We start from the raw sequence: 14,775 nt of genomic DNA, 5'->3' as shown, positions 1-14,775 counted from the left end.
TTTACCCCATGATTGCACAAGAGTTAATCAGGCGCATATCCAGGGGAAGTCCCTTCCATTCGTTAAGGCTATTTTTTGACCTTTCGACTTTAGCGGGTCTCAACCGACGAAACTTACCGGAAGCCGGTATCCGGTTGCTTTTCCAGATATAATCGCCTGTCAGATTGATATGCTCCCAGCCTAGCGGGGACAAATGCGACAGCAATTGATCGTTGATCTTCACCCCTTTACGCTTCAGGGCATCGACCGCTCTTTCCATATAGACGGTATTCCACAGCGAGATAGCTGCCGTCAGCAGCGTCAGTCCACTGGCGCGATAGCTCTGATTTTCCGGTTTACGATCCCTGATTTCACCCAGACGGTGCAGGAATACCGCGCGCGCCAGCGCGTTACGGGCTTCTCCTTTATTCAGTCCCGCCTGGACCCGCCGACGAAGTGCCGGATCGCGGAACCAGTCGATCATAAACAGCGTTCGTTCAATACGGCCAATTTCTCTCAGTGCTTTGGCAAGTCCATTTTGCTTTGAGTAGCTGGCAAGCTTTTTCAGCATCAGGGATGCCGTCACTGTTCCCTGCTTTATCGAGGTTGCCAGACGCAACACTTCACGCCAGTGAATTTCGATCTCTTTCAGGTTCAGGCTGGTCGTTGATATCAGTGACTGAAGCGCCGGGTACTGGTCTGCTTTCCCTTTGATAAACAGCTTCTTGTCATGGAGATCCCTGATTCGCGGACAGAACGCAAATCCCAGCAGATGCATCAGGGCAAAGACATGATCGGTGAAACCCGCGGTATCGGTGTAATGCTCCCTGATTTTCAGGTCACTTTCGTGGTACAGCAAGCCATCGAGAACATGGGTTGAATCCCTGACCCGACTTATTATGCAGGTGTAAAACGGGCTGTATTGATCCGAAATATGGGTATAAAACTGTCGTCCGGGCTCCTGCCCATATTTCGGGTTAACCTGTCCTGCGTAGCGGCCAGTGCTGCCTGTTCTGAAATTCTGTCCATCTGATGATGATGTTGTCCCGTCTCCCCAGAATGCCGCCAGCGGCCTTTTCCCCTGCGCGTTTACCAGTTCTGCAAGGGCGGCTGAATAGGTTTCGTCGCGGATGTACCATGCCTGAATATCTTCAAGTGATGATTTGGTACTCCCGGGGCAGGCTTCTGCCATTTTTGTCAGGCCAAGATTGATGCCATCCGCAAGAATGGTGGTGAGAAGCAGGCGGGTATCGGGACGGGTAATGTCATTTTTTATATGCGAAAAATGTCGGGTAAACGTCGTCCAGCCGTTTACCTCATCGAGAATTTCCGTGATTTTAGGGCGCGGTAGCATGCTGTAAACCAGCTCTGCCAGCGGTGAAACCTGCGCCGGTACGCAGTTATCCAGCGGAGAGACTTTTACGCCCCTGTCGGAAATTTCCACATCGGGCAGTTCACCAAGGGCTGCCATGGCATTGACCTCTTCAAGTCTGGACTGAAGCAGGGTCATACGGCTGGTAATGTACTCATGGTAATCAGCAGATACGGGCAGTGGCAGCGCCGGAGTGAGTTTGTCAAAGTCCTTTTCGGGAATGAGGTAATCATCAAAATTTTTGTAGCGCCGTGAGCCTTTAACCCAGATGTCCCCGGAGCGCAACGCTCCCTTAAGCTCGCTGAGCGCACAAAATTCATAATACTGCCGATCAATACCCGCAGGTGTAATCACCACCCTGTGCCAGCTTTCAGGGACAAACTCAAGCGGCGCAGTCGCCGGAACTTTACGTGAGTGCTTCAGGTACATATCCTTGATCACAACCAGCGCATCAGCCAGAGGTTGCGCTGCCGGGGTTGCGACTAACTGTAAAGTGGATAACATGCGTGGGGCATATTTCCGTAATATGCTGTATTTCTCGGTAATAATATGCAGCGGGTCAAAATTATTTTTTCTGGCGAGATGGCGTGTTTCCTCCAGACTGGCGACAAATTCAGGCCATGGGAGTATATTTTCTATTGCGAGCCATGGATCGTCACCGGAATCGCGGGCATCAGACAGCGCCTGACCGACATCGATGTACTGCCTCAGTTTTGACTGGATCAGCTTTCCGGTCTGCTGAAGGCGCTCTGCCTGTGTTCTTTTGGCTTTGCTGAAAAGGCTGTTCAGCATTCGCTCATGCAACTCAATCACTTCGTCTGTCAGTGTGGCTCTGGCTTCTTCCAGCACGCACACCAGGATCGCATGACGCCGGGTTGCTGAAAATCGGGTCAAATCACGGCTACTCATCTTCCGGCCTTCCCGCGCCAGTTTCAGCAACCGGTTCTGGTGAATGGTACGATCTATACCTTCCGGTAATGCCAGCGATTCAACGCTGCTGAGCCGATCAAGATGTTGCAGCACGTTCTTACCATTGATTTTACCCGGCGGTTGCAGAAGCCATGTCAGCCTGGAAGACTGATTATCCGATGACTCAAGTAAACGATCCAGGGCATCCCTGTGAGCCGGAGTTAACGGGGCATTCAGAGTCTGAAATACGATTTTATCGCCGCCTGCCATGGCCTCAGCACAGGTACGCTCCACGACATCAATCGCGGGGATTATTACGTTGTTCTGCCGGAGCCAGACCAGCATCTCTTCGGCCAGGAGAATACCTTTATCAGTACGCGTCGCCATCGACAGCAGGTGTGTAATACAGTCCTGCTGTATTTTGCCGGTAAATGCCTTCACGCCAAGATAGCGGTACAGTTCGGTTAAATGCTCGCGCCGGGTCGTATCCCTGCCGGAAAGGTAAGCAGGCCAGAGATCACCGGTAAGATTTAGCCTGCTGGCGATATGTTTCAGCAGTGCATCAGAGGGTGGGATTTTTTTATCCGGGGCAAAGCCAACATTTTTCAGATAGCAAAGAAGGACGGCAAAACCAAAACGGCTGGCGGGTTTACGGTGAGCACAGATAAGCGCCAGATCATGCTCACTGAAATAGGCCATCCGGGTCAGCGTTAACTCATCGTCTGGCAATGCCAGTAATGATTCTCTTTCCGACAGAGAAAGAATCTGCCTCCTTGCCATATAGTTTCCCTCATAAATTATCCGATGCGGTATTTTTAACAAAAATGGTTATCGCATAAGGGTACACCCTGACGGTATAACCAAAACGTGACATCACACGATTTATGCCATAACCTATATGCGATAGATTAAATGCAATAACTTAAATGCGATATTATGGCGGAAAAATGTTCATCAGAGCTTATTTAAGGGCATCGACGGAAGATCAGTTCGCTGACCGGGCAAAAGAGATGCTGGAGCAGTTCGTTCAGCAGCGGGGACATAAAATCGCCAGCTACTACCGGGAGAATATCAGCGGCACAAAACTTGATCGCCCTGAGCTGGGGCGCTTACTGATGGACAGTCACCACAATGATATCTTGCTGGTCGAACAGATAGACCGTCTGACCCGTCTGAGCAACAGCGACTGGATGACGCTGAAAAAGCAGATAGAAAAACATGAGCTGCGGATTGTCAGTCTTGATGTGCCCACCTCATGGCAGGCGCTGTCAGATAAAGATCCTTCGCAGGCGGACCCGATTACTCGCGCAGTAATAACCGCCATCAATAACATGCTAATCGACCTGATGGCCGCGATGTCGCATAAGGACTGGCTGAGCCGCCGACAGCGGCAAAAACAGGGGATTGAACGGGCTCATACACTAGGTAAATACCAAGGTAAGCAAGCTGATCGGGAGCGTCACCAGAAAGTACTGTATTATCGGCAGGTTAAGAAATTGAGTATTCGTGAAACCGCAGATGCAACAGGTTACAGTGCTTCGCAGGTATGTCGGATACAAGCGCTGTATAAAAATAATGAATTTTCCTGAAAGGCTGGAATAACGGTGTTTATTGCGATCATTGCATAGGCGTCATAGTTAGGGCTTGTTAATGACTAGCAGCCTGGAAGTACGCTGTGTGCCAAATCCAAAAATAGTCATTCACACCCTGAATCACTTTAAAGTGATTCAGGGTATGCGCTTATAGCTGCCATTCAAGGCGTTAATAATTTTTGTAGATTTTCTATTCCATATAATATGTTTTCAACGAATCTGGAGAAATGAAGTGCCATGTGTGTATGGCACTTCATCTCTTATTTACTCATTGACTCCGTTACCGTCTGCCAGGTTATGAAACCACCACTCAGATTATATGTCCGGAAGCCGTGAGCCTGCAGAATACGGTATGCCACATGCCCGCGCAGGCCACTCTGACATCCTATAAAAATTTCTTTATCTTTAGGCAATTTTCCAAGGTTTTCCCGCAGGGAATCAAGAGGGATGGATAGCGCGTCAGGATATTCACCAAATTGTTTCAGTTCGGCAGGAGAGCGAATATCAAGTAAACAATAACTGCCCGGTTCCCGTTGTAACACATCGCTGACATGACATATGACCGTATCTCCTTTCATTACATTTGTCGCCACCATACCAGCCTGGTTAACGACGTCCCTTGCACTGTTAAAAGGTGGAGCATAAGTCAGCTCAAGATGTTCGAGATCGTTGACGGTAAGCCCCGCGCGCTGTGCGACAGACAGGACATCGATGCGTTTATCAACCCCTTTTTTCCCTGATGCCTGAGCCCCGAGAATTTTACCGGTATCGGGGCTGAACAGCAGTTTCAGACTGATCATCGTTGCCCCCGGGTAGTAACCGGCATGATCAGCGGCATGGACGTAAACCTTCTCGTATCGGGTGCCATGAACTTTCAGCTGCTTTTCATTCGCACCGACGCTGCCAATACTCAGCGAAAATACCTTACAAATGGATGTCCCCTGACTGCCATGGTAAAGGCTGTGACGATCTAGCATGTTATCAGCAGCAATGCGTCCCTGGCGGTTGGCGGGCCCTGCCAGAGGAAAATTAGCGGGTTCCTGAAAGACAAAGTCTGGGGTTTCAACGGCATCCCCCACGGCGTAGATGTCAGGGATACTGGTCTGCATACAGGCATTGACGCTTATGCCTCCCCGTTTACCCACTGCGAGCCCGGCTCCTGTGGCAAGGCTGTTCTCAGGTTTTACCCCGATGGCGAGAATAACCATGTCGGTCTGCAGAAACCCACCCTCAGACAGTGCAACGCGGAATCCCGTCTCTGTCCGCAGTACCTCGGTGAGCGCCGTTCTGAGACGCAGATCCACGCCATGACTCCGGATTTCCTGATGCAGGGCAGATGCCATTTCAGGATCAACCGGAGCCATAACCTGTTCCCCCATCTCCAGCAGGGTCACACTGATCCCCCGTTCGCTCAGAGCCTCCATCACTTCAAGTCCGATAAATCCCCCCCGACAAGCGTGGTGTGAGCTACGTGATGTTGCTCAATCCACCCCAGGATAGCATCCATGTCAGTAAGATTTCGCAGCGTAAAGACACCCTCTTCCTGTAGCCCGGGCAAAGGAGGGACAACCGGAGCGGCGCCGGTACTGAGGAGCAGACGATCCCATTCTTCGCTATAGACCTCCCCTGAGGTCAGATTTTTAACCGTCACCGTTTTATTAACCGGATCCACTGACGTCACTTCATGACAGATACGGACGTCTATGTTAAAGCGGGATTTAAAATCCTCCGGGGTTTTCAGAATCAGTGACTGCCTTAAAGGAATTTTTCCGCCTATATGATAAGGTAATCCACAGTTGGCGAAAGAGACATCGCTTCCCCGTTCAAACACAACAATACTGACATCCTCTGATAACCGACGAGCTCTGGCTGCAGCGGATGCCCCGCCGGCAACACCACCAACAATCACTATTTTCATTACATCCTCTCTGTTCACCCGGGGCGAAATGCCTGCCAGATATAATCGTTTCCCCGGGCCGGCAGGACGCTGCAGACCTGACGAACACGATGGCAAAATTACGATACCGTCAGTATACTAAATTATATTATATAAAAACACATAGTATGAGAAATCAGCAATGCTCATGAATGAAGACACAAAACGTCAGACAGATATGAAGAATGCGGCCCTGAGGGCAGCAGATGTCTTACGGGGACTGGCCAACAGCGACCGGTTGCTGTTGATGTGTCAGTTAAGCCTGGGGGAAGCGAATGTGGCCGGGCTGGAAGCGGCGGTCGGTATCACTCAGCCGACCCTGTCCCAGCAGCTGGGTGTAATGCGCCGCCTGAAGCTGGTCGAGACCCGACGGGCAGGTAAAATGGTATATTACCGTATTGAGGATAACCGTATCATGACGTTGTTAAATACCTTATATGATCTCTACTGCCCGCAGGCAGGCACCGGTAAAGGAAGCCATAACAACGAATAATATGATCCTGCTTTCCCCGTAAACCGTTTTATCCGTGCATCATTAACCCTGTTCAGGCTGTGAAATGCCAGACCGGAACCTGCGATACCTTAACGGGAAAACAACAGTGGTCCGGATATACCAGCCGATGATGCCCGTCACGGACAGTATTTCTCGTTCACGCATTCACTGATTAACCCACTGATTCAATGGTGTTTAATACTGTGACGGTCAGAAAAAACAGCCACAGGAACACGGATGATTCTGCACTGTCAGTAATAGCCTGTGGCTGACAAACCGTTTTTTCTGCTGCCACGGGGTGACATTATTCAAGCAGGCTACGCAACATCCAGGCAGTTTTCTCATGTAACTGGATACGTTGTGTAAGCAGATCTGCTGTGGCTTCATCATTCGCATTATTAACGAGCGGGAACAGGGAGCGTGCAGTTTTAACCACGGTCTCCTGGCCCTGGACAAGATTTTCAATCATGTTTTTTGCTGCCGGAATATCCTTATCTTCATTAACCGCTGTTAGACGTGAAAATTCATGATATGTGCCGGGCGCGAAGCATCCGAGCGAGCGTATACGTTCAGCGATATCATCAACGGCAGTGGCCAGCTCATTGTATTGATTTTCAAACATTAAATGTAAGCTGTTAAACATGGGGCCAGTTACATTCCAGTGATAGTAATGTGTTTTTATATACAGGGTATAGGTGTCAGCAAGAAGCCGGGACAGGCCGTCTGCAATCTCCACCCGGGATGATTCAGCAATACCAATATCAATGATTTGTTTACTCATAACTACCTCTTACACGGTTTCAGTGGAATATACGATATGCGATTATTCTTTCCGGTCTGAGCAAAACACGCCTCAAATTTTTATAATAACCAGGTACACCTGTCGTCTGTCACACTAGCGATGCGCCAGAGCAATATCCTGCGACGGAACAATGAATTTCGCCGTGGCACGTGCCACTGTCTGCTGTCCTTTTGTCAGCCATGCTTCAAGCAGGTAAATCCCCCTGCGTTGCCCAAGCAGTCTGGCACATACCATCAGTTTGTCTCCGGTACAAACGGGTGAAATGAATCTTACCGTCAGTTCAGCCGTCAGGGCTTGCACACCCTGCATGAACAAACAATGAGTCATTGCTGCATCCAGCAGGGTACTCGTCATTCCGCCATGTAAAAGACCCGTATACCCCTGATGCCTGTGATTGGCCGTGTAGTCCGCACATACAGAGCCATCCGGGTGCTCTGAAAACATTAAGTTCACCGTATCAGGGTTGTTGTCGCGGGAACTACAGACCATACAACAGGTATGGGCCTTTCTGGCATCAAGATAACAATTCATCTGTTTCTGCTCAGCGTCCGGTTGTACTGACGGGAGGCATCCGGAATTCAGTCAGCTGAGGGGCTCCCCCGGCATCATTACTGCCTCCTCCACACATTCCGGCTCCTGGTTTATACACAATACGGGTCTGATAAAAATCACCGCCCGTGATGAAATAAACTCATGAATGGCAACAGCGCCCGTTTCCGTGATGATGCTGACGCCCACCCTGGCACGCATTTTCTGCTGTGTTCCCGTCAGAGTGACAGCATTTTTTCCCTTTCGCCTCATGATGAAAGGACTGGCGTCCCTGCTCCGGCTTATTCAGTTCAGTCAGAACACGGGTATCCGGATCACACAGTTCAGTGAACAAACGACGACCACAGTCAGTCTGGTACACCGCGATCTGATGCCCCAGTAATTTACCCAGCATCCGTTCCCCGATGTTACGGACCACAACGCGGCTGACTTGCTGTTGAACCAGCAGGTCAACCAGCTTCCGTTTACCTGAACAATCTGCGCCCAGCGCGGGATTTTCTGTCCGGCTGAGCTCCACACCGCGCTCATCCACCAGGACAAGGTGACTCGCTTTGGTAAAATGATTTGCTACCCGGTCGTCATTCACTGGAATGGCTGTGATCATCTTGTGTAACTCCTTCCCTTTCAGAGTGCATTATTAAGGCCTTGCCCTGAGTGAGACAGTCCACAACCTTAAAACGGGCTGCTTTCAGGACATTGGCCAGTGTCTGCCTTGAAACCCCCATTGCAACAGCCGCTTCCTGCTGTTGCATGCCCAGTAAATCGACCAGCCGTAACGCTTCAAACTCATCTTCTTTTAAATGAACATGTTCAAGCTGGCTCATCGGTAGCGCATTGGGCTTAAAACAGGTATCCGCAGGGCGGCCACAGATGTTACGGGGAATTCTGGGTCTTGGCATGAAGGCTCCTTATTGGCATATGCTATATATACACTCATAAACTGGCATATGCAATATACTCTGCTCACCGGTGGAGAATTTTTTGCTTTACCCTGGAGTCTGTAAGTGGGCAGCAGGTCATGAGAGATGAAGAGAAAGAAAACAGATACTGTATGAGACTCAATTTAAAGTGCTGCCATAAGGGGGTCGTCTCAGAAAACGGAATCTATGGTCACTCCCGTTTTTGCAACACCGATTTTGACGACAAGTTGGCTTGCTTGAATCTATCCGGCGTCTGAATGGGATTTTATTCCCGCGCCTCGATGAGTTCCGCGCCTGATGAACCTCCAGAAAATATACGGCTTCAATGAGCCTTTCCGTTTTACAGGTTCCTCAACAGGCCGGTGGGCCGTTAGTATCATCAATATCAGTATTCGCAAAACCAGATGAATGATTGTTTAAACTGGTGTATTTCTGCCTTTATGCTTCGTAAGTTTGCTGTCGCGCCGTCAGTGCCCAGGCTATTCTGGCCAGCTTGTTTGCCAGAGCACAGGTGACGACAAAGTTGCTTTTCCGACACAACAACTCCCTGACCCAGTCGGCCAACTTGCCAGACTGGTGTTCCAGTTTTTGTATGAATACCCTGGCACACTGAACCAACAAAGTTCGGATCTTTTTGTTGCCCCGCTTGCTAATCCCTAACAATGTCGTCCGACCTCCCGTGCTGTACTGTCGGGGTACCAGCCCTGTTGCCGCCGCAAAGTCACGGCTGCTGGCGTACTGCTTCCCGTCGCCAATCTCAGTTGAAATAGTACTGGCAGTCAGCGTTCCAACGCAGGGAATACTCAGCAAGCGCTGTCCAACCTCATCTTCGTCCAACTTTCGTTTCAACTGAGATTCCAGATCTTTAATCTGCTCAACAAGATAGTGATAATGCTGTTGTAATTTCAGCAGTAACTGGCTGAGATAAAGAGGCAAACTACTGTCCTCAAGAAGGGTACTCAGTCGACTAATAACGGCAGCACCTCGCGGAACGCTGATACCAAATTCCAGCAGAAAAGCATGCATCTGATTAGTTGTTTTCACCTTATCCTGAACCAGGGATTCACGGACACGATGCAGAGCTCGCATTGCCTGCTGAGATTCGGTTCTGGGCTGCACGAAACGCATAGATGGACGTGATGCTGCTTCACAGATAGCTTCAGCATCAACGAAGTCATTTTTGTTGCTTTTAACGAATGGGCGGACAAATTGCGGTGATATCAGCTTTGGAAAATGCCCTAACTCTGCCAGCTTGCGTGCCATAAAGTGAGAACCGCCACAGGCTTCCATCGCGATGGTTGTTGCCGGGCATGTCGCCAGAAATTCGATTAGCTTTGGTCGGGTGAATTTTTTACGGTAAACGGCCTTCCCACGATGATCCTGACAATGAATATGGAAAGAGTTCTTACCCAGATCGATACCAATAAGCGCAATGTTTTCCATGATGGTTCTCCGAATGAAAGCCTGTCCTCAGCATAGTACTGGGAAGGAGGGAGTGACCATCTCATTAAATAAAGCACGCTAAGCCGGTGGCAGCGGTCGCAATGGCCTGAACTTCCCCGCACCGACCTTGGCACTGCTGCGCCATAGGTAATCGCCGGTCAGGTTGATATGCTCCCACCCCAGCGGGGACAGATATTGCAGCAACGTGTCGTCCAGCGCCTTGCCGTGGGCACGCAAAGCACTGGTGGCACGCTCCAGATAGACCGTGTTCCACAACACGATGGCCGCCGTCACCAGATTGAGGCCGCTGGCCCGGTAGCGCTGCTGCTCAAAACTGCGGTCGCGGATTTCACCCAATCGGTAGAAGAAGACCGCCCTGGCCAGCGCGTTGCGCGCCTCGCCCTTATTCAGCCCCGCATGGACGCGGCGGCGCAGCTCCACGCTTTGCAGCCAATCCAGAATGAACAGCGTGCGCTCGATGCGCCCATACATCCGCACCTTGTCGTTGATCGCCTTGCCGGAAGCCTGGAACTGCTGTTGATGCTTGTTCTTGGCCGCATTGAACAGCTTGCCGATGATACGGTCGTGAAGGTCGATGATTTCATCAGTGACGGTGGCCATGCCCTCGATGGCCAGTGCTACCAAGGTGGCGTGACGCCGCTGCGACTCGAACTTGGCCAGGTCGGCGGGCGTCATCTGGCCGCCTTCGCGGGCGATCTTGAGCAAGCGGTTTTGGTGTACCTGCCGTTCGATGCCAGCAGGTAGGTCAAGCGCCTGCCAGGCTTTGAGGCGTTCGATGTGTTCAAGCATGTGGCGCGAGTTCGGCTTGGCGGGCGATTGGCGCAGCCACGCTAGCCACGTCATTTTGCTACCATCCTTGCGCTTGAGGAGTTCGTCCAGGCGCTGGCGATGGACAGGTATCAAGGAATCGGCCAATGCCGCATGGATGCTTCGGTTGGCACGGGTAATGGCCTCGGCGCTTGCGCGCTCGATGGCATTCATGGCGGGTAGGATGATGCTCTGCCGCCGCTGGTTTTCAACAAGGGTGCTGGCCAGCACAATGCCTTTGTCTGTTTGCAAGGCCAGTTCGGTCAATGTATGCACGGCTTGCCGGTAATGACTCATGGTGAAGGGCTTGAATCCAAACACCGTTTGCAGCTCGACCAAGTGCTCCCGCCGTGTCTGCTCGCGCTGGCCGTAATGGTTCCAGCTTTCCACCGGCACCTTGAGTTGTGCGGCCACCATGCGCAGCAGGGGCAGAAATGGAGGATCATCGACGCCCAAGAAGATGCCAGGGAATCGCAAGTAGCAAAGCTGCACGGCGAAGCCCAATCGATTCGCGGCGCCGCGACGCTGACGGATCACCGACAGGTCGGTTTCGTTGAACGTGTAGTGCCGTATCAGTTCGTCTTTGGCATCTGGCAGTGTCAGCAGACTTTCGCGCTCGGTGGCGGACAGGATTGAGCGGCGTGGCATGGTCAGTCTTCCCGCAGGTACTGGTACAAGGTTTCGCGGCTGATGCCGAAGTCACGGGCCACCAAGGTTTTCTGGTCGCCTGCCGCAACTCGCCGTTTCAACTCGGCAATTTGTTCGCTGTTCAGCGATTTCTTTCGTCCCCGGTAGGCCCCGCGCTGCTTAGCCAGCACGATTCCCTCGCGCTGACGTTCGCGGATCAGAGCGCGCTCGAACTCAGCAAAGGCTCCCATGACCGACAGCATCAGATTGGCCATCGGTGAGTCCTCGCCGGTGAACGTTAGCCCTTCTTTGACGAACTCCATGCGCACGCCCCGTTGTGTCAGCCCTTGGACGATGCGGCGCAGGTCATCAAGGTTGCGTGCCAACCTGTCCATGCTATGCACCACCACGGTGTCGCCCTCGCGGACGAAGGCCAGCAGCCTTTCAAGTTCGGGACGTTGTGTGTCCTTGCCTGAAGCCTTATCGGTGAATACCTTGCCGACTTCTATTTGTTCCAGTTGTCGATCAGGATTCTGGTCGAAGCTGCTGACGCGAACGTAGCCGATACGTTGACCTTGCAAGATGCCTCCAAAGGTAAAAATGTCAGGATGAAATCTATTACCCTTGGCTGAATGTATCAATAAATATAAATTAATACCCTACTCTGACGTTGTTTGTGCTCAACATCTGACATCAGGTTAGGGTATGCCTCAATCTGACGGCTGCGAACCGCCAGGGACAGGCGCAATGTCAGATTCTGTCGCGGCCTTGGCGCGTGCCTGGAAGCGTTCATAGCAATCCAGCCCGCAGAAATGTTCGACGTATTCCGCGCCTTCCGGGGTGAAGGCGGCATCGAGCGGAATTTCTTTGCAGCATTCGCAGCAGGTGGTGCAACTGGCAGTGTTCGGGGCGTTTGCGTTCATGGTGGTACTCCTCCAGATTGGTAGCGAAGCTCAAAGCTGCCCACTCTCGGCTGGCTGGGAAGCGGTCATGATCTTCCCTTGAAGGCCCGCAGCAGCCGCGTCACAGACAGGACAAACAAGCCGGTCAGCGTGAGGGCTGCAATACCCCAGTGCTCCCCGATGAACGCGCCGGCCGTCGTGCCGGCTAGCACAATGGCGAGAATCGGCAAATGGCAGGGACAGGTGAGCACGGCCAGCGCGCCCCACAAGTAGCCGGTGATCGGTTTGTGCGTCTCAGACGGCAAGTGCTCTGGGCTGTTCATGGCAGACTCTCCGCGTGCTGTGCCGGTTCGGTTGGCATGGCGGCCAGTTGCATTTCGAGGCTGGCCAGGGCCTCGCGCCGACGCTCGACGAGTTGCCGCAACACGGCAAGCTGCGCAGACGCACCGTCACCGTCCGCAGCATCCAGCGCCCGGCACAGCCGCGCCAGTGCGTCCAGGCCGATACCCGCTTCGAAGGCAGCCCGTACAAAGCGCAGCCGTTGCAACGCGGTGTCATCGAACAAGCCGTAGCCGCCCGTGGTGTACGCGACCGGCCGTAGCAATCCGCGCAGCAGGTAGTCGCGCACGATATGCACGCTCACCCCGGCATCAAGGGCCAGCCGGGACACTGTGTAGGCGCTCATTGAACACCTCCTTTTCCTCATCCGGCGCAGCACGAAAGCTGCTTCACGTCCTTGCTGAAGGTCTGCGCCGCGAGCTTCAGCCCTTCGACCATGGTCAGGTAGGGGAACAATTGGTCGGCCAGTTCCTGCACGGTCATACGGTTGCGAATGGCGAGCACCGCCGTCTGGATCAGTTCACCCGCTTCCGGGGCCACCGCTTGCACGCCGATGAGCCGTCCGCTACCTTCCTCGATGACCAGCTTGATGAAGCCGCGTGTGTCGAAGTTGGCAAGCGCACGCGGCACGTTATCCAGTGTTAGCAGGCGACTGTCGGTCTCGATCCCGTCGTGATGTGCTTCCGCCTCGCTGTAGCCCACGGTGGCGACCTGCGGGTCGGTGAACACCACGGCCGGCATTGCGGTCAGGTCCAGGGCCGCATCGCCGCCAGTCATGTTGATCGCCGCACGAGTGCCGGCCGCTGCCGCCACATAGACGAACTGCGGCTGGTCGGTGCAGTCGCCGGCCGCGTAGATGTTCGGGCTACTGGTGCGCATGCCCTTGTCGATGACGATGGCCCCCTGCGCATTGACGGCTACCCCCGCCGCTTCCAATGCCAGGCTGCGCGTGTTCGGTGTCCGGCCGGTGGCGACCAGCAGCTTGTCGGCGCGCAATTCACCGTGCGTGGTGGTCAGCACGAATTCACCGTCCATATGGGCGACCTGGCTGGCTTGCGTGTGCTCCAGCACCTCGATGCCCTCGGCACGGAAAGCGGCTGTCACCGCCTCGCCGATGGCCGGGTCTTCACGGAAGAACAAGGTATTGCGCGCCAGGGCCGTGACCTTGCTGCCCAGCCGGGCAAAGGCTTGCGCCAGCTCCAGCGCCACCACCGACGAGCCGATTACGGCAAGGCGTTCGGGAATGGTGTCGCTCGCCAGGGCCTCGGTGGAAGTCCAGTAGGGTGACTCTTTCAAGCCCGGAATCGGCGGGACCGCCGGGCTGGCACCCGTGGCGACCAGGCAGCGGTCGAACATCACGACGCGCTCGCCACCCTCGTTCAAACTAACGATAAGGCTCTGGTCGTCCTTGAAACGCGCTTCACCGTGCAGAACGGTGATGGCTGAATTGCCGTCCAGGATGCCTTCGTACTTGGCATGACGGAGTTCTTCGACACGGGCCTGCTGCTGGGCCAGCAGCCGCTCGCGCAAGATCGTCGGCGGTGTGGGTGGCATGCCGCCGTCGAATGGGCTTTCCCGGCGCAGATGGGCGATGTGGGCGGCGCGGATCATGATCTTGGACGGCACACAACCGACGTTGACGCAGGTGCCGCCGATGGTGCCGCGCTCAATCAGCGTGACCTGCGCGCCTTGCTCGACGGCCTTCAGTGCTGCCGCCATCGCGGCTCCACCGCTACCAATGACGACGACCTGCAACGGGCGTTCGTTGCCACTGGGCTTATCAGCGGCCCCTATCCAGCCGCGCATCTTGTCGAGCAGGCCGGCGCGGTTGTCCGTCGGTGGCGCATCGGCAAGCGTTGCCTCGTAGCCCAGTCCGGCCACGGCGGTAGTCAGCGCATCCGATGACGTGCCCGCCTCAATGGCGAGTTGCGCTGTGCCCTTCGGATAGGACACCAGCGCCGATTGCACGCCGGGCACTTTCTCCAAGGCTTCCTTGACGTGAGCCGCGCACGAGTCGCAGGTCATCCCGGTGATTTTCAGGGTGGTCATGTATTTTTCCTTTTCTGTGGTGGCTACGGCTGTTG

General features: G+C 53.5%; 13 protein-coding genes and 2 pseudogenes. 2 read left to right on the top strand and 13 right to left on the bottom strand.

Annotated features, from left to right (window positions below; all coding sequences use genetic code 11):
- Window position 1 precedes the first annotated feature (1 nt).
- Window positions 2-3,040, bottom strand: a complete 3,039-nt coding sequence (locus tag C2U41_RS29160) for a Tn3 family transposase (protein WP_045269834.1) — start codon at window positions 3,038-3,040, stop codon at window positions 2-4.
- 167 nt (window positions 3,041-3,207) lie between these two features.
- On the opposite strand from C2U41_RS29160, the gene C2U41_RS29155 reads away from it, so the two are divergent.
- Window positions 3,208-3,849 carry a recombinase family protein gene (locus tag C2U41_RS29155; protein WP_045269835.1) on the top strand — a complete coding sequence of 214 codons (642 nt, stop codon included), beginning with the start codon at window positions 3,208-3,210 and terminating at the stop codon, window positions 3,847-3,849.
- Between the two features lie 263 nt (window positions 3,850-4,112).
- Here the strand turns inward: C2U41_RS29155 and C2U41_RS29150 are convergent.
- Window positions 4,113-5,770, bottom strand: a pseudogene (locus C2U41_RS29150) (FAD-dependent oxidoreductase).
- A 160-nt stretch (window positions 5,771-5,930) separates the two neighbouring features.
- Here C2U41_RS29150 and C2U41_RS29145 point away from each other — a divergent pair.
- The gene (locus C2U41_RS29145; RefSeq protein ID WP_000928911.1) at window positions 5,931-6,281 is read left to right on the top strand and encodes an ArsR/SmtB family transcription factor; all 351 of its coding nucleotides are present in this window, start codon (window positions 5,931-5,933) and stop codon (window positions 6,279-6,281) included.
- 304 nt (window positions 6,282-6,585) lie between these two features.
- Here C2U41_RS29145 and C2U41_RS29140 read toward each other — a convergent pair whose 3' ends face one another.
- From C2U41_RS29140 to merA, 11 genes and pseudogenes are all read right to left on the bottom strand, one after another.
- Window positions 6,586-7,062 (bottom strand): Dps family protein, encoded by a 477-nt coding sequence (locus C2U41_RS29140; protein WP_000043177.1) that lies wholly within the window; start codon window positions 7,060-7,062, stop codon window positions 6,586-6,588.
- 114 nt (window positions 7,063-7,176) lie between these two features.
- On the bottom strand, window positions 7,177-7,437 hold the full coding sequence (locus tag C2U41_RS29895) for a PaaI family thioesterase (RefSeq protein ID WP_017901299.1): 261 nt from the start codon (window positions 7,435-7,437) through the stop codon (window positions 7,177-7,179).
- A 337-nt stretch (window positions 7,438-7,774) separates the two neighbouring features.
- On the bottom strand, window positions 7,775-8,236 hold the full coding sequence (locus tag C2U41_RS29130) for a NifB/NifX family molybdenum-iron cluster-binding protein (RefSeq protein ID WP_000626969.1): 462 nt from the start codon (window positions 8,234-8,236) through the stop codon (window positions 7,775-7,777).
- Window positions 8,211-8,531, bottom strand: a complete 321-nt coding sequence (locus tag C2U41_RS29125; RefSeq protein WP_047359284.1) for a DUF134 domain-containing protein — start codon at window positions 8,529-8,531, stop codon at window positions 8,211-8,213. The genes C2U41_RS29130 and C2U41_RS29125 overlap by 26 nt, the downstream gene beginning before the upstream one ends.
- A 459-nt stretch (window positions 8,532-8,990) precedes the next feature.
- Window positions 8,991-9,995 carry an IS110-like element IS5075 family transposase gene (locus C2U41_RS29120; protein ID WP_000427614.1) on the bottom strand — a complete coding sequence of 335 codons (1,005 nt, stop codon included), beginning with the start codon at window positions 9,993-9,995 and terminating at the stop codon, window positions 8,991-8,993.
- Window positions 9,996-10,073: 78 nt separating this feature from the next.
- Complete coding sequence (locus tag C2U41_RS29115; RefSeq protein WP_045269836.1) at window positions 10,074-11,471, bottom strand: DUF4158 domain-containing protein; 1,398 nt, start codon at window positions 11,469-11,471, stop codon at window positions 10,074-10,076.
- 2 nt (window positions 11,472-11,473) lie between these two features.
- Complete coding sequence (locus C2U41_RS29110) at window positions 11,474-12,031, bottom strand: recombinase family protein (protein WP_001162010.1); 558 nt, start codon at window positions 12,029-12,031, stop codon at window positions 11,474-11,476.
- A gap of 129 nt (window positions 12,032-12,160) precedes the next feature.
- Window positions 12,161-12,388, bottom strand: a pseudogene (locus C2U41_RS29105) (DUF3330 domain-containing protein); the annotation flags it as partial.
- Window positions 12,389-12,438: 50 nt separating this feature from the next.
- The gene (gene merE / locus C2U41_RS29095; protein ID WP_001087807.1) at window positions 12,439-12,675 is read right to left on the bottom strand and encodes a broad-spectrum mercury transporter MerE; all 237 of its coding nucleotides are present in this window, start codon (window positions 12,673-12,675) and stop codon (window positions 12,439-12,441) included.
- Window positions 12,672-13,037 (bottom strand): mercury resistance co-regulator MerD, encoded by a 366-nt coding sequence (gene merD / locus C2U41_RS29090; protein ID WP_001277466.1) that lies wholly within the window; start codon window positions 13,035-13,037, stop codon window positions 12,672-12,674. Before merD ends, merE begins: the two co-directional genes overlap by 4 nt.
- 17 nt (window positions 13,038-13,054) lie before the next feature.
- A complete protein-coding gene (gene merA, locus C2U41_RS29085; RefSeq protein WP_000209296.1) occupies window positions 13,055-14,740 on the bottom strand; it encodes a mercury(II) reductase in 1,686 nt (561 codons plus the stop codon).
- Window positions 14,741-14,775 lie beyond the last annotated feature (35 nt).

This window comes from Citrobacter freundii complex sp. CFNIH4 (assembly GCF_002934505.1).
Classification (GTDB): Bacteria; Pseudomonadota; Gammaproteobacteria; order Enterobacterales; family Enterobacteriaceae; genus Citrobacter; species Citrobacter freundii.
Note: the sequence above shows the minus strand (reverse complement) of the source record. Positions and strands in the feature narration are given on the sequence as shown.

Excerpts from the sequence above, each read along its gene's own strand:
- C2U41_RS29160 (WP_045269834.1), bottom strand. The coding sequence starts at position 3,040 with ATGGCAAGGAGGCAGATTCTTTCTCTGTCGGAAAGAGAATCATTACTG.
- C2U41_RS29155 (WP_045269835.1), top strand. The coding sequence starts at position 3,208 with ATGTTCATCAGAGCTTATTTAAGGGCATCGACGGAAGATCAGTTCGCT.
- C2U41_RS29145 (WP_000928911.1), top strand. The coding sequence starts at position 5,931 with ATGCTCATGAATGAAGACACAAAACGTCAGACAGATATGAAGAATGCG.
- C2U41_RS29140 (WP_000043177.1), bottom strand. The coding sequence starts at position 7,062 with ATGAGTAAACAAATCATTGATATTGGTATTGCTGAATCATCCCGGGTG.
- C2U41_RS29895 (WP_017901299.1), bottom strand. The coding sequence starts at position 7,437 with ATGACGAGTACCCTGCTGGATGCAGCAATGACTCATTGTTTGTTCATG.
- C2U41_RS29130 (WP_000626969.1), bottom strand. The coding sequence starts at position 8,236 with ATGATCACAGCCATTCCAGTGAATGACGACCGGGTAGCAAATCATTTT.
- C2U41_RS29125 (WP_047359284.1), bottom strand. The coding sequence starts at position 8,531 with ATGCCAAGACCCAGAATTCCCCGTAACATCTGTGGCCGCCCTGCGGAT.
- C2U41_RS29120 (WP_000427614.1), bottom strand. The coding sequence starts at position 9,995 with ATGGAAAACATTGCGCTTATTGGTATCGATCTGGGTAAGAACTCTTTC.
- C2U41_RS29115 (WP_045269836.1), bottom strand. The coding sequence starts at position 11,471 with ATGCCACGCCGCTCAATCCTGTCCGCCACCGAGCGCGAAAGTCTGCTG.
- merE (WP_001087807.1), bottom strand. The coding sequence starts at position 12,675 with ATGAACAGCCCAGAGCACTTGCCGTCTGAGACGCACAAACCGATCACC.
- merD (WP_001277466.1), bottom strand. The coding sequence starts at position 13,037 with ATGAGCGCCTACACAGTGTCCCGGCTGGCCCTTGATGCCGGGGTGAGC.
- merA (WP_000209296.1), bottom strand. The coding sequence starts at position 14,740 with ATGACCACCCTGAAAATCACCGGGATGACCTGCGACTCGTGCGCGGCT.